General features: G+C 54.3%; 12 protein-coding genes. 6 read left to right on the top strand and 6 right to left on the bottom strand.

What is annotated here, in order from left to right; translation table 11 throughout:
- Window positions 1–130: 130 nt before the first annotated feature.
- The gene (locus tag ACYVC2_RS24150; protein WP_461106584.1) at window positions 131–1,825 is read right to left on the bottom strand and encodes a helix-turn-helix transcriptional regulator; all 1,695 of its coding nucleotides are present in this window, start codon (window positions 1,823–1,825) and stop codon (window positions 131–133) included.
- Between the two features lie 202 nt (window positions 1,826–2,027).
- On the bottom strand, window positions 2,028–2,525 hold the full coding sequence (locus ACYVC2_RS24145) for a DinB family protein (RefSeq protein WP_461106582.1): 498 nt from the start codon (window positions 2,523–2,525) through the stop codon (window positions 2,028–2,030).
- 281 nt (window positions 2,526–2,806) lie between these two features.
- On the opposite strand from ACYVC2_RS24145, the gene ACYVC2_RS24140 reads away from it, so the two are divergent.
- The 4 genes from ACYVC2_RS24140 (at window position 2,807) to ACYVC2_RS24125 (ending at window position 7,760) form a co-directional block, all read left to right on the top strand.
- Window positions 2,807–4,273: a M43 family zinc metalloprotease gene (locus ACYVC2_RS24140; protein ID WP_461106580.1), complete on the top strand. Its 1,467-nt coding sequence runs from the start codon at window positions 2,807–2,809 to the stop codon at window positions 4,271–4,273.
- Between the two features lie 94 nt (window positions 4,274–4,367).
- Complete coding sequence (locus ACYVC2_RS24135; RefSeq protein ID WP_461106578.1) at window positions 4,368–4,712, top strand: carboxymuconolactone decarboxylase family protein; 345 nt, start codon at window positions 4,368–4,370, stop codon at window positions 4,710–4,712.
- A gap of 416 nt (window positions 4,713–5,128) precedes the next feature.
- Window positions 5,129–7,285, top strand: a complete 2,157-nt coding sequence (locus ACYVC2_RS24130; RefSeq protein WP_461106577.1) for a PAS domain-containing sensor histidine kinase — start codon at window positions 5,129–5,131, stop codon at window positions 7,283–7,285.
- A 70-nt stretch (window positions 7,286–7,355) separates the two neighbouring features.
- The gene (locus tag ACYVC2_RS24125; RefSeq protein ID WP_461106575.1) at window positions 7,356–7,760 is read left to right on the top strand and encodes a response regulator; all 405 of its coding nucleotides are present in this window, start codon (window positions 7,356–7,358) and stop codon (window positions 7,758–7,760) included.
- Window positions 7,761–7,963: 203 nt separating this feature from the next.
- On the opposite strand, the gene ACYVC2_RS24120 is transcribed toward ACYVC2_RS24125, so the two are convergent.
- The 3 genes from ACYVC2_RS24120 to ACYVC2_RS24110 form a co-directional block, all read right to left on the bottom strand.
- Complete coding sequence (locus ACYVC2_RS24120; RefSeq protein WP_461106573.1) at window positions 7,964–8,158, bottom strand: hypothetical protein; 195 nt, start codon at window positions 8,156–8,158, stop codon at window positions 7,964–7,966.
- Window positions 8,159–8,259: 101 nt separating this feature from the next.
- Complete coding sequence (locus ACYVC2_RS24115) at window positions 8,260–9,357, bottom strand: lactonase family protein (RefSeq protein WP_461106571.1); 1,098 nt, start codon at window positions 9,355–9,357, stop codon at window positions 8,260–8,262.
- A 28-nt stretch (window positions 9,358–9,385) separates the two neighbouring features.
- The gene (locus ACYVC2_RS24110; protein ID WP_461106569.1) at window positions 9,386–9,661 is read right to left on the bottom strand and encodes a hypothetical protein; all 276 of its coding nucleotides are present in this window, start codon (window positions 9,659–9,661) and stop codon (window positions 9,386–9,388) included.
- 301 nt (window positions 9,662–9,962) lie between these two features.
- On the opposite strand from ACYVC2_RS24110, the gene ACYVC2_RS24105 reads away from it, so the two are divergent.
- Together ACYVC2_RS24105 and ACYVC2_RS24100 are read left to right on the top strand one after the other, a co-directional pair.
- Window positions 9,963–10,499 carry a hypothetical protein gene (locus tag ACYVC2_RS24105; protein ID WP_461106567.1) on the top strand — a complete coding sequence of 179 codons (537 nt, stop codon included), beginning with the start codon at window positions 9,963–9,965 and terminating at the stop codon, window positions 10,497–10,499.
- Between the two features lie 10 nt (window positions 10,500–10,509).
- Window positions 10,510–11,577, top strand: a complete 1,068-nt coding sequence (locus tag ACYVC2_RS24100; RefSeq protein WP_461106565.1) for a patatin-like phospholipase family protein — start codon at window positions 10,510–10,512, stop codon at window positions 11,575–11,577.
- 185 nt (window positions 11,578–11,762) lie between these two features.
- Here ACYVC2_RS24100 and ACYVC2_RS24095 read toward each other — a convergent pair whose 3' ends face one another.
- On the bottom strand, window positions 11,763–12,446 hold the full coding sequence (locus ACYVC2_RS24095) for a TetR/AcrR family transcriptional regulator (protein WP_461106563.1): 684 nt from the start codon (window positions 12,444–12,446) through the stop codon (window positions 11,763–11,765).
- Window positions 12,447–12,724 lie beyond the last annotated feature (278 nt).

Raw genomic sequence — 12,724 nt, 5'->3', positions numbered from 1 at the left:
TAAGCAATCAGGCAACAAGTCGAACAACTACCCTATAACGAATTGACTATAAGGCAATTACCTATAGACCGAATCACCATTATCTTATTATTATCAAACCGTTTCCTCAATGTGAACCGCAACACATAGCTCAGATATGGTCGGTTTCGACGGTGAGCAAGGCGGGAGCCGAAAAGCGCTGAATGAAGGCCGAGAGTGACTCACCTTCCGCCAGACCTATCTTTTTACGGAGCCGGTAGCGGGCCACCCGTAGGCTGTCGGAAGAAATACCGAGCAACGTGGCCACGTCTGCCGAGGCAATGTTCATTTTAAGCAGTGCGATCAGCCGCAGGTCGGTGGCCGTCAGGTCGGGGAACTGCCGCGTCAGGGCCGGAAAGAACGTTGGATGGACCTGATCGAAAATATTGCGAAAATCGTCCCAGTATTTGTCCTGACTGAAACTCAGATCGATCTTTTGCGCAAGTTGACGAAGCTGCTTTTTCTGATCGCGTTTATCGTCTTTGAGAATCATCGTCAGGTCATCTTTCAGCGCTTCGAGTACCTGGTTTTTCTGAATGATCTGCAGCGTATGCGCCGTCAGTTCCTTACTTTTCAGCGCCAGTTGCGCTTTCAGGTTTTCTTCTTGCAGTTGCTGGTTTTTCAGCTCGGCCTGTATCAGCTCGTGCTGGGTACGATAAATTTCCTGATTGCGCTGGTTGAGGGCCTGCCCATTCCGAATCCTGAGTCGCTGCCGACTGATGATGACCACCCCCAGCGAGCCAATGAGCACCAGCACGATACTGGCAGCCGTTATAATGATTACGTCGATCTGTTTCCGGGCATTCAACCGGGCAATCTCGCTGTCTTTCCGCTCGACCTCATACAGGGTTTGCAGGAGAGCAATCTGGCGATTGTTTTCGAGGGCGTAGATCTCATCGGTCAGGTCGCGGCTGCGTTCGATGTAGGTGTAGGCGCTGTCGGGTCGGTTCATCGCCCGGTAAGTTTTGGCGATATCCCGCAGAGCCGCGCTCAACTGGTAGAGTTCTCGTTTCTGCTGCGCCATGTGCAGGGCCTGCCGAGAAAATGCCAGGCCGCGCTGATAGTGTCCCGTTTTGCGAAAGGTATCGCCCAGGTTATTGAGAATCTCGATCTGCCCAATTTCATCGTGAGTTTGCCGGGCGAGTCCCAAAGCCTGCTCATAGTAGTAATACGCCGAATCATAGCGGGATTCGTCTTCGAAAATACTGCCCAAGTTCTCGTATATCTTCGTCAGGCTCACCGTATCCCGGGCAACCAGACTATGCTGCAAGGCCAGGCGCTGGTAGCGAAAAGCCAGTTGAGATGCCTGTCGTTTCTCGTAGATATGCCCAAGGTTGGCGTAGGTCTGCGCCAGTCCGATGGCGTTGCGGTGCTGCCGATAAAACGCCAGCGCTTCGTTGAACTGCATCAGGGCTTTCCCGACCTGCTCGTTGTAATAATAGACCGTACCCAATTCGTTTCGGTTGCGGGCCAGGCGGTTTTCGTCAGCAGCCTCTACAAAGATTTTCTGCGCCTGCAATAGAAAATCGATCGCCTGGGCGTAACTCCCCTGATGATAAAACAGTAGCCCCAGTTGCTGGAGGTAATCGCCCTGCGTCGGCCTGTTCTGCTGATCGACGGCTTCGTCCAGCTGATGTTTGATCAGCCGATAAGCGGAGTCGGGGTACTGCCGGGATACCTGTTCGGTTTGGCTGAGTGGCTGACTAAATCCCTTAATGGACAGGCAAACGACGAGCAGTGAGCCAGCCCCCCTTTTGATCAGGAAGCGTAAGGTAGCGGCCAGGCTCCCGTAGCGAAAAGAAACCACATTCTTTACCGGTTAGATGAAAGGGCAGGCTTTTACCTGGTAGCCGTGCCACAACTAAAATCGCAGCATGGCTACCAGGTAAAAGCCCGAATCGATAAAGGTACGACGTCCAGGGGGTGGCAATTGTAAACTTTTTGTTATCAAATTATGGGGCTGGCCTGAACCAGGAGCATCTGGTTCAGGCCAGCCTAAACATCTACTATCAGGAGCGATCCCAAAACGCGGGCGGCTCGATGCCCAAGCTGCGCAGGTACACATACGCCTGAGCACGGTGGTGAATCTCATTGTCGATGACGTACAGAATGAACCAGTAAATGGTGCCTTTATACTGCCCGAATGCTACGTCGACCTCCTGAAAGCGAGCTGGCGGAATCTGGGGCCAAAGCGCATCGATCTGTTCCGTCACCTGATCCCATTGCTCCAGCGCCTGCGCCTTCGAGCTGGCCGTCAGTGGCTGAAACGTTTCCCACTGACCGGTGACAACGCCCCGCATGCCCGCTCCGCCCATACCCAGTATCTCCGCTATCAGATCCGAGCAGGGCCGCATCCCACCCAGCGAATACGAAACGTAGTGATCGGCCGGAAAAGCCTCGATCAGTTTGCGGGTCAGGCGACGGTGCCCCTGCCAATGTTCGAGAAGTTGCTCAGACGTTAAGACCATCTGGTCGAGTGCCGGTTCTACTTGACTGGTGTTTTCCATGTTTTGACTAGTTTGGCCGTTGACGATAGTATCAACGATACAAAGAAAACGTGGGCAGGTGACAGCCTTATGTCAGCAGCCAATTCCGCCGACGAAAAAGACTATCGGGCTTATTTTTTGCCGCGCCCTGACCGGGCAAACTGAGTTACCGGCTATGCCGGTCGATTTGGTGAACGCTGGCTTGCACGCGGCACGCAGTAGGTAACGATGAGCCGCGGCTTCTGACAAGGGGGTGTGAATAAGCCTTACCCCTTACTTCAACGTAAGTGCGAGATGATCCGATGAAAAGCTTCTTCACTCTGTTCTATCTGCCGTTGTTGGCCTGGCTGATGCTCCTTGCCGGAAGTTGTCGTCCCAAAGAGGATGTCCTGCCGGGCGTGGCTAATGTGCAACTGGTTTTAAGCCAGAATAAACGGCCACTTCCCGTTTATTTCCTGGAAGACACGGCCCATGATCAGGTTTCCTTTCAGGTGTATTTCTTCGACGATAAGGGCTTTTTTGTTACGCCAACCGTCACGCCTGAGTTTTTAGTCAACGGCATTCCGATACAGGGCAATACGTACCGTTTCCGGCAGGCAGGCCAATTTACGTTCACGGCCAAAATAGGCAACCGGTCCAGCGATAACCAGCTAACCCTGACTGCAGGAAAAGCCGTCGACCTCATTCGTGAGTTTACCCTGACAACTGCGGTGCCGTTCGTCAATGCGGATTCGACGAGTCGGTTACCGCTTGTTTACACGCTTATCGATAAGCAGGGAAACGTGCTGGACTCGCTGGACTATGCGTTCCCCATCCAGTTGACGGCTAATGGAGTCGCCCAGCAGGAGCATCGGTATATTAAAGCGGGGCACGAAGGGCCGTATACCCTGCAGGCCAATTTATGGGGAAAGCAATCCAATGTTTTACCGGTGACGGCCCGCAAACCCCTGTCGTATGACCTTGTCAGGTTCCCGGTGATTATCCATATACCCAAAAGCGCCAATCCATCCCGGATCGATCCGAGCCGTATTCTGGCTGAAGTCAACCGAACTTTCCGGGCCAGAAAACCATCGGCCGATCCCAATCAGGCCGATGCTTACATGGAGTTTGTTCCAGCCACGACCGATCCGGATGGTCGGCCGCTGGCCGTACCCGGCCTGGACCAGCTGGCCTTCGATAATCCGCCGAGTGTCGATACGGCAGTCGCGTCCGTTAGCCGCGTGGTCCGGCGCTGGTGCCCCCAGCAGTACATCAACGTGTTCTTGCGTGTAGACTGGGCACGGATTTACGGACCCGACTATTCGTACTCGTATATTCCCCGCAGTCTGACGGGTTCTCCGCTGACCTGCGAGCAGACCAGCCATCAGACCTGGCAGAGTTACGAAATACCGGCTATTTTTATTGTAAACGAGGATTCGTTTCCCTCCCTGGACCATGAGCTGGGCCACTTCTTTGGCCTGATGCATACATTCGACAATGGCTGTACGGGTCCGGCCGCGTTTCCGGATGTAGCCCAACACAAGGAATCTCATGCAGATGGGTACGGCCTGAAATATACCTGTAGCAAGATTCCCTTTGTTTCAGACTATACAATGGATTATTACGTACCTCACAATAGTTTTACGTACCAGCAGATTCAGCCTATACGGCTGACCCTGAACCGATTAGTGTACATTCCTGCCGGGGCTATACCCCGCAGCGGGCGACAACCGGCCGACCAGCCCGCCCAACGGGAACGGGGAACGATTATGGCCTGCCCCAGCCAGTAGCGGCTTCATGCCCACAAACGAATTATTCTTTCTACCTTGTCTGGCGCCATCGACCTACCGAACGACGGCGCCCCAGTTCTAATCCTAAATGCTCATGACCGAATACCAAAGCCCCAAAGACCGTGCCTATACGGACAAACTCATCAATTCGGCTCCTAAAGAAGCAGCTGCCTTTCTGAAACTCAAGCATACGGCCGAGCGGGCAGATGGCGTCATTCCGGTCAAGTACCGGGAGCTGATGTCGGTAGCAGTAGCCCTGACGACTCAATGTGCCTACTGCATCGAGTCGCACATCAACAACGCTGTCGAGGCCGGTGCCACCCGGGAAGAAATTGCCGAAACCGTTTTCATTGCGGCCGCGCTACGGGCCGGTGGGGCGGTGGGCACTGGACTACTGGCGATGCGGCTTTTCGAAGAAGCCAGTGCACCAACTCCCTGAGCGTTTTTCTACCCTTTTTCGTCGCTATGGAGAAGACCCTGACTCCGGCCGTAGCGACGAAATCTCAACACAGCTTCAGCAACCTACTTCCCACTGGTCTAAGATGGCCAGGACCTCCCAGCGCCCGGGCTCACGAGCGTTGTGGCCGTATATTCCCCAAACACCAGCCACTTTTCTCACCTGACGCTCGTTGAGCGGTATGCGCTTTTACGGCTTATACCGCCGATGCTTTCAATAGCCCATGCTCGAAGCAATCAGCACGTCCGGTCAATTCCTGCAAACATTTTCGCGTTCAGGGAGTCTAGTTCAATAGTGGGCGACATCTTTCTCGGTGCATCTGCTGATCGAGACACTCCTCATCCTCTTCGGGTAGCCTGTAAGGGGCCGATAGCGGCCCTATCTGAATTCTTTTTATCGTGAAAGTAACCAACTCGGACAAACATTACCCCTTTCTGCAGGGTGGCGGAGAAATGGGCGAACTTACCCGCCACTTCGACTGGTCTAAAACGGCTCTGGGAACGCCCGACCAGTGGCCACAAAGCTTACGAACCATCGTGGGCGTTTTGCTGCATTCCCGGTTTCCGATGTTTCTGTTCTGGGGTCCGGAGCTGGTTTGTTTCTACAACGATGCGTACCGGCCCAGCCTGGGCAATGACGGTAAACATCCGTCGGCGCTGGGCGAACCGGGGGCCCGCGTGTGGGCTGAAACCTGGCCGATTATCAAGCCCCTCATCGATAAGGTGCTGGCCGGCGGAGAAGCGTCCTGGAGCGAAGATCAGTTGATCCCGATTTATCGAAATGGCCAACTGGAGGATGTTTACTGGACCTTTAGCTACAGTCCGGCTTACGGCGACCAGAATGAAATAGCGGGCGTATTCGTTACCTGCACCGAAACCACCAGGACAGTGCTCGGGCGGCAAAAAGCGGAAGAAATCCAGCGTCAGGTCCTGACCTCGTTCGAAGTGTCGCCGGTGGCAATTGCCATTGTCGACCGGGCTGATCTGGTATTTCAAATGGCGAATCCGTTCTACGGGTATCTGGTTGGGCGAAAGCCGGAGCAACTCGTGGGCCAATCGTTTCTGGACGCCTTGCCTGAACTCCAGGGCCAGGGGTTCGATGGCCTCATGCGGGAAGTCGCTCAGACGGGCAAGCCCTACATGGCCAATGAAGTATCCATCGATATTATGCGAAACAATCGACTGGAAACCATCTATGTAGATCTTACCTACCAGCCCCAGCGCGAAGCCGACAATCGAATCTCCGGTATACTCGTGGTAGCAACCGACGTCACCCAGCAGGTTGTCGCGCGAAGGCATCTCGAAGAAACCCACGCTCAGCTGATCGAACGCGAGGCTCACCTTAACCTGCTCAGCAACACGGTGCCGGCCATGATATTTTACCTGGACAAAGAACAGCGTTACCAGTCTTACAACCTGACGTTTATGAACTGGTTCAAGGTCAGCGCCGGGGAGCTACGGGGAAAAACCGTTCGGGAATTTCTGGGCGAAACGACCTATCGGCAGGTAGCTCCCCATCTGGCCATTGCCTACGCGGGTCGGTCTGAGGTGTTTGAAATGCAAGCCCCCACCCGACTGGGCGAGGACCGATGGCTGCATATGGTATATACCCCTCACAAATCGCAGGACGGAACCGTGCTCGGAATCATTGCACTGGCCACCGACATCACCTTCAGCAAGCAGACCGAGAAAGCCCTGGAACAACTGGTGCGGCAACGCACCGAAGAACTGGCCGCTGCCAACGAAGAACTGGCGGCCAACAACGAAGAACTGGAAGCCAACAATGAGGAGTATGCGGCCATTAACGAAGAACTGGAACAAGCCAATGGGCTGCTGCTCCGCTCCAACGAGAACCTTCAACAGTTTGCCTACGTGGCCAGCCACGATCTGCAGGAGCCCCTGCGCAAAATTCAGCAGTTCGGCGATCTGCTGAAAACCCGCTATGCCTCCGCATCCAGCGAAGAACATGTTTATCTGGACCGAATGCAGTCGGCGGCTAATCGAATGTCTATCCTGATTCGGGATTTGCTGAATTTTTCGCGCCTGTCTACTCAGCGTGACACCAGCGATTCGGTGTCGCTCGACGAGGTCGTGAACGCTGTCGTGGCTGAATTGGACCTGCGAATTCAGGAAAGCGGGGCCAGCATTCAGATCGATCACTTGCCCACGATAGCCGGCGACCCGATGCAGTTACAACAGCTTTTTCAGAATCTGATCGGCAATGCGCTAAAATTTCATCAGCCGGGTTTTACTCCGGTCATTCGTATCACGGTCCGGCGCGTCGAAGCCGTCGATCTACCGGCATCGGTAAAGCCATCGCGGATCAGCCGGCAATATTACCGGATCGATGTTCGGGATAACGGGATTGGCTTCGATGAGAAATACCAGGACCGAATTTTTCAGGTCTTTCAGCGGCTACACAACCGAAGTGAATTTGCCGGCACGGGCATTGGGCTGGCTATCTGCAAACGGGTAGCGGTAACGCACGGAGGAGACATCACAGCCAGCAGTCAGCCGGGCCGGGGGGCAACCTTCAGCGTCTATCTGCCCGTGTGACTATGCTGCCCCACCCTGTCTCTGGCTTTCATATTTATTTCTGTAACGGACCTACCCCTGTGACTTAGTTATGTCTAGCATCAAAATGCCACGTATCTGGATTGTCGATGACGATGAGGATGATCAATTTTTGTTCGAAGCCGCCTTCAGGCAGCTAATCCCGCCCGTTCTGGTCAGGCTCCTGGCCGACGGCGAAGAACTGCTGCCCGCCCTGGCAAGTACTGACACCCTTCCGGACCTGATCATTCTGGACCTGAACATGCCCAGGCTGAATGGATTCGAAGCGCTAAAGCTCCTACGATCTCATCAATCGTACCAGGATCTGGCGGTTGTGGTATTAAGCACGTCCTCCCTGCCCGAAGATCAGGAAAAAGCGTTGGAGTTGGGGGCCAATGGTTTTCTCACCAAGCCGCCGACGCTGGATCACATTCTTACCATTTTTGGTCAGTTGGTCGAGCAGTGGCAGCTCAACTGATCAAAGCACCTTTTTTGCGAATACGTACCTTCACGTACTGGCTATATAGTTGGTCCCTAATCTCTAAGCCTGGTCTTCAGGCAGCAGCCCCGCTTCAAACCAATCGTCAATGGATCGATCGGAAGCAGGGCCGCCTGCCCCTGGGTCACTAGCCGTTGCCCTTTTCAAGCTTCACCGGGGTGTAGCGAACCAGGTCGTTTACCTCATCCTTCGGCATCGATCATCAGACATAAGCTAAAGTTGAACAAGCCCACCTGGTACACTTTCAGCTTGTAGGTCTGCCAGGTGCTTCCCAGGATAAAGACGAAGTTTTCGTTGAAATGATTGGACCAGTGGTTGCGAAAAATGAGCCGCCACTTTCTGATTTTTCCCAGACTATACGTGGGCCGAGATGGCATGATCTTAGTAAGTGTTGTTTGCTCTAAGATACACAATTCCAATGGATTATCCAAGAAAAAACCATTCCGTTCGGGGCCATTTACAGTCCTTGTTCAGGTGCTCATCGCCCCCGATGCATGAGCAGGCACACGGGCGATGGAACGGCTAGCTGATCGCCCGTGGCTTTCAATTCTCCACGGCCAGGATAGAGCGAAAAAACCGTAATAGTGTCGGATTTCTGATGAGCGACCAGTACGTACTGGCTCGGTTCATCGACGAGAAAATTACGGGGTTCTTCGCCACCGGTGTAGTGCAGGCCACATGGCGTCAGCCTCCCCTCGTCGCCCCGTAAAAAAATAGCCAGCGTGTTGTTTCCCCGGTTGGTTACGTACAGATACTGCCCCCTGCTGTCCAGGTGAATGTCGCCCCCTGAACGCTCGCCCGAATACGTTTCCGGTAAAAACGGAACATCGTCGTCCACCAATTCAATCGCATCGGTCCGGCGATCCCGTCGGAACACAGCGACCGTCGAACTCATTTCTTTGATGCTGTAGAGCCACTCATCCTGGGGATGGACGGCCGTCAGCCGGGGGCCCGAACCGGCCGACACGGGCAGGTAGGGCGTTGCGGAACTGGGGCCAAGGCTGCCCGACTCCTCGTCGATCCGGTACACGTAGACCTTATCCGTTCCCAGGTCCGACACATACAGCAACCGATTATCGCCCGACACAATGGCGGAGTGGACATGAGGGGCATCCTGGCGCTCGGCATCGGTTCCTTTGCCGGTATGCCTGATAAGCTGACGCGCTTCACCCAATGAACCACCCGCCAAAACAGGGAGTACCGCCAGGCTGCCACTGCCGTAGTTGGAAACAAACGCTAGTTTGCCACTTCGATCCAGGCTCACATGACAGGGGGCCTGGCCGTGGGTCAGTTGCCGATTCAGGAAGCGTAACTGGCCAGTTTCAGGATCGATCGCGTAGGCACTGATGCTTCCTGAATGTTCCTGGCCGTGGTCGTCGTCTTCATAAACGGCATACAGATACTGACCAGAAGGATGAATGGCCAGAAAAGACGGACTCTTGCCGTTCGCGATTGTTTGCTGAAGCGCAGCGGTACCTTTTTCCGGATCGAAAGCAAATACATAAATGCCTTCGCTGCCCCGAACCGAATAGGTACCGACATACAGAATGGGTTTCGTCAACTGGGTTTGTGCCATGATCTCAACGTAGTGGGCAAAAGACTTCTCAATTCACCGAAGCGGTGTCGGACGACCCTACCGACCGCCTGTTTCTGGACCGCCGAAAAAGCCTCCAGGTCGTCGGCTCCCGTTGGAAACTAACCCACCCACTAATCCGATCTGTCTGATTCAGGGCGAGAAATGAGACAACGGGGCTACGGCAGGCACCCGTCTCTACCGGCAACCGAAGGAGTAAGTCGATCAACAGGACCCCCTGTTGGTAGCTGTCTTCCTTCATTCGTCCTGGCGTCGACCCCGAGGCCAGACTGGCGGTTATCGTCATGAAATTATCGGCTAACAGGCAGTCCGGATTGGCACACGCAGCCAGTCCGTCGCAGCGACCCGCTTACGACACCAGCTCACTCGTTCACCGCCCGCCGGGTATCGCTCTATTAATCAGGGTATTTACGTATTGAATCAGGTATTTCACCTGTTGTGCAGCTTAGTTATTAACAGGACTTTTGTTTATCAGATCCATTTGATTTTGATACTTCTTACCGAAAACGGTACCCAATCAAATCCGATAACCCATGCTGTGCAGTACACACTTACGGCAAATTTTTTTCCTGGTCGGCTGGAGCGTTATGTCCATCCAGGCTCAAGACCCGGCGGTGGGTCCCCGACGACCTGCCCCTCCCGATTTCGCTGAATTTAACCGGCGAGCGGTTTTGCCTGTCGAGGGTGCCATGGGCTTTTCTTCCCGGCAGGCAAAAGCCCTGTTTTCGCTTCAGCTCAGCCCGCAGGCTACCCTGCCCCATAGCTGGCGGCTGGGCGCCACGCTGGGAGCCGCTTATACGGGCGTCGAACCCGACAACGGCGAGCAGTGGATCGGCTACGCCGGACCAAAAATCTCGTATAAACTGAAAGCGTTGGGGTTTAGAATTCGGGGGATTCCGAAGCCATTGGTCTTTGCGAACATCAGTGTGTTTGGCGAACACCTCTGGGCTACCCGGGCTGCACGGCTGTATGGCATTGGCCTGACAGCTGAACTGCTCAAGCGGGCCGGCGTCTCCGTGAAAGTACACCGGGAGTACGGGCACGGTTCGACCTGGGGGCAACTGGGGTTAAGTTATAACCTGATCGGTCAGCGGCCGGAAGAGAGTTTTCAAACCAATCATTAACGGCAATACGATGAAAAAGGCGCTGGTCATTAGCGGTGGTGGTTGCAAAGGGGCTTACGCCGTTGGCGTCCTCAAGTACATCAAAGAACACAAACGTCCTGAATTTTTTTGGGCTGGTCAGTTTAGCTTTTCGATTTACATGGGAACGAGTACCGGGGCACTGATAGTGCCGCTTGCTGCGCTCGGTGACCTTGAGCTGTTAATTCAGTTTTATACCGGCTCGACTACAGACAATCTGTTAGTCACGCACGACGCTTTGTCGCTGCTGCAAAGCGGTTGTTTATTCAACAGTTTAGGCCTGGACTCCCTGATAGACAACGTGTTCGATACGACCAGATTCAACTCCATCCGGTCAGCTTCGCATCAGATAGGCCTATCATCGGTTTGCTTACAAACGGGCGAATCGTTCATTTTCACGACCCAGCCCCTGGCCGCCCGGCCGCCGGTATACACAACGAGAACCATTACCAGTCGGAATGACTTAGTCGATGCCATCCTGGGCTCCAGCCACCAGCCGTTTTTTCTGGAACCCGTACGAATCCGGTCCGATCCTCCCGCTCCGGCCCGTCATTTTGTGGATGGAGGAGTACGGGAATATGCCGCCATACAGGTAGCGCTCGATGCGGGAGCCGATGAAGTGCTGGCCATACTGCTTTCGCCCGAAGTACCCGAGGCTGACGAAAGTACCAATCCGAACGATTTGATAGGCGTGCTACAGCGCACGATCGACATATTTTCGGACGATGTCAATCTGAACGACGTTCGGGTACCCGATATACTAAGCCGCGGAACGAATTACTTTTTGGCCGTACGGGATGGTATGGTAGCGGCAGGTATCCCGGCGGCAACCATCGAGACGATTCTGGATCCGCCCCAGCAGCCGAATCCATTTGCCGATCGCATCGCCAGCCACCTTCATATCATCCGGCCCAAAACGCCCCTGGGAGGAGGTCCGGGTGGTTTGCGTTTCGATCCCGACGAGATGAAAGGCATGCTCGCCCGTGGCGAAGCTGATGCCGCGGCTTATTTCGGCCAGTTAGACGCCAATGGCGGCATCCCACCTGTCGTGCTTTCCTGACCCGATGCCCGAAAATGTAGCCAGCCAGTCGTTCGCCAAACCTGCGGCCATTTACGCTCAAGGGCCCTGCCAACGTTGGCAGGGCCCTTGAGTAGTACGTTTTAGCGAATGAAAAGACCGGATGGATCCGTCGGCTCGGGGTTTATGAGCAGCCCACTAACGACCAGGCCGGCGAGTAAGCCTTTTTACCAGACACTGACCTGCTGGGTGGCCTGTTTGAGTACCAGCTTGGCCGTCGGCAACTCCAGGGCCGACCGATTTAGGGCTTTGTAGATGGTGGTGGTGGCCGCTTCGATCCGCTGCCAGCCTTCCTGACTGCGGAGGTCGATTCCGATGACCGGGTGATCGAGTTGAGCCTGAATAGTCAGATACGATAAAGCGCCCAGCATAATGGCCGAAATCGCCTGGTAATCGCCCCCTTCTAAAAAAGCCAGTTGATTGACCAGATTTGTCAGTTCCGCATCCAGGTTGCGACTTACCGCTTCGGCCAGGGGGGTCTTTTCCCTGACACTGGCTTTGAGTAACTCACGGCTACCCCGGCAGGCCCGCATCCGCCGAAACAACTCCAGGGTCTGCGAAGACCAGACACGGGCCATGTCTGACGGTTCAACCGGACGCAGTTGGGCTAACCAGCCCGGGTCATAATGAGGAACCAGCTTCCCCATCCGGATGTAATATTCCAACAGGCCTTCAACACTGCCGAAGTAACGGTACACCAGCACTTTGCTTACATCGGCCGTTTGGGCGATCGCATTGACGTTGACCCCTTCCAGGCCTTCCTGAGCAAGAATGTGCTCCAGAGCTTTTACGATACGTTGAATGGTGGCGGGGCGGTTCCGCTTTTTACTTGCTACGTTTGTCTCCAACATTTTTCAGTGAAAAAACCCAATCAGGTCCATGCTGTTGGGTGGTTATTAGATGAGTCTGGTTGGAGAACCTACGGGGTTAACGGTAAAGTAATTGTAGTATCAATAAACGTTAAAATAGTTATCCAACGGGGCTATTCTTATACTATACGGTCTCTTTGAGTAATCCATAGCCGCCCGAGCGATTGGCAGAATAGCCCACTACTGATTCCTGCTACAGCGTTTTGTCAACTGTTTCAGGCAGAAACATCACCTGATTATTATCTTTCTTAGTTACCCTA

The organism is Spirosoma koreense, assembly GCF_054777875.1.
Note: the sequence above shows the minus strand (reverse complement) of the source record. Positions and strands in the feature narration are given on the sequence as shown.

Coding starts and splice junctions, on each gene's coding strand:
- ACYVC2_RS24110 (WP_461106569.1), bottom strand. CDS start 9,661: ATGACGATAACCGCCAGTCTGGCCTCGGGGTCGACGCCAGGACGAATG.
- ACYVC2_RS24120 (WP_461106573.1), bottom strand. CDS start 8,158: ATGCCATCTCGGCCCACGTATAGTCTGGGAAAAATCAGAAAGTGGCGG.
- ACYVC2_RS24100 (WP_461106565.1), top strand. CDS start 10,510: ATGAAAAAGGCGCTGGTCATTAGCGGTGGTGGTTGCAAAGGGGCTTAC.
- ACYVC2_RS24095 (WP_461106563.1), bottom strand. CDS start 12,446: ATGTTGGAGACAAACGTAGCAAGTAAAAAGCGGAACCGCCCCGCCACC.
- ACYVC2_RS24125 (WP_461106575.1), top strand. CDS start 7,356: ATGTCTAGCATCAAAATGCCACGTATCTGGATTGTCGATGACGATGAG.
- ACYVC2_RS24145 (WP_461106582.1), bottom strand. CDS start 2,525: ATGGAAAACACCAGTCAAGTAGAACCGGCACTCGACCAGATGGTCTTA.
- ACYVC2_RS24105 (WP_461106567.1), top strand. CDS start 9,963: ATGTCCATCCAGGCTCAAGACCCGGCGGTGGGTCCCCGACGACCTGCC.
- ACYVC2_RS24135 (WP_461106578.1), top strand. CDS start 4,368: ATGACCGAATACCAAAGCCCCAAAGACCGTGCCTATACGGACAAACTC.
- ACYVC2_RS24115 (WP_461106571.1), bottom strand. CDS start 9,357: ATGGCACAAACCCAGTTGACGAAACCCATTCTGTATGTCGGTACCTAT.
- ACYVC2_RS24140 (WP_461106580.1), top strand. CDS start 2,807: ATGAAAAGCTTCTTCACTCTGTTCTATCTGCCGTTGTTGGCCTGGCTG.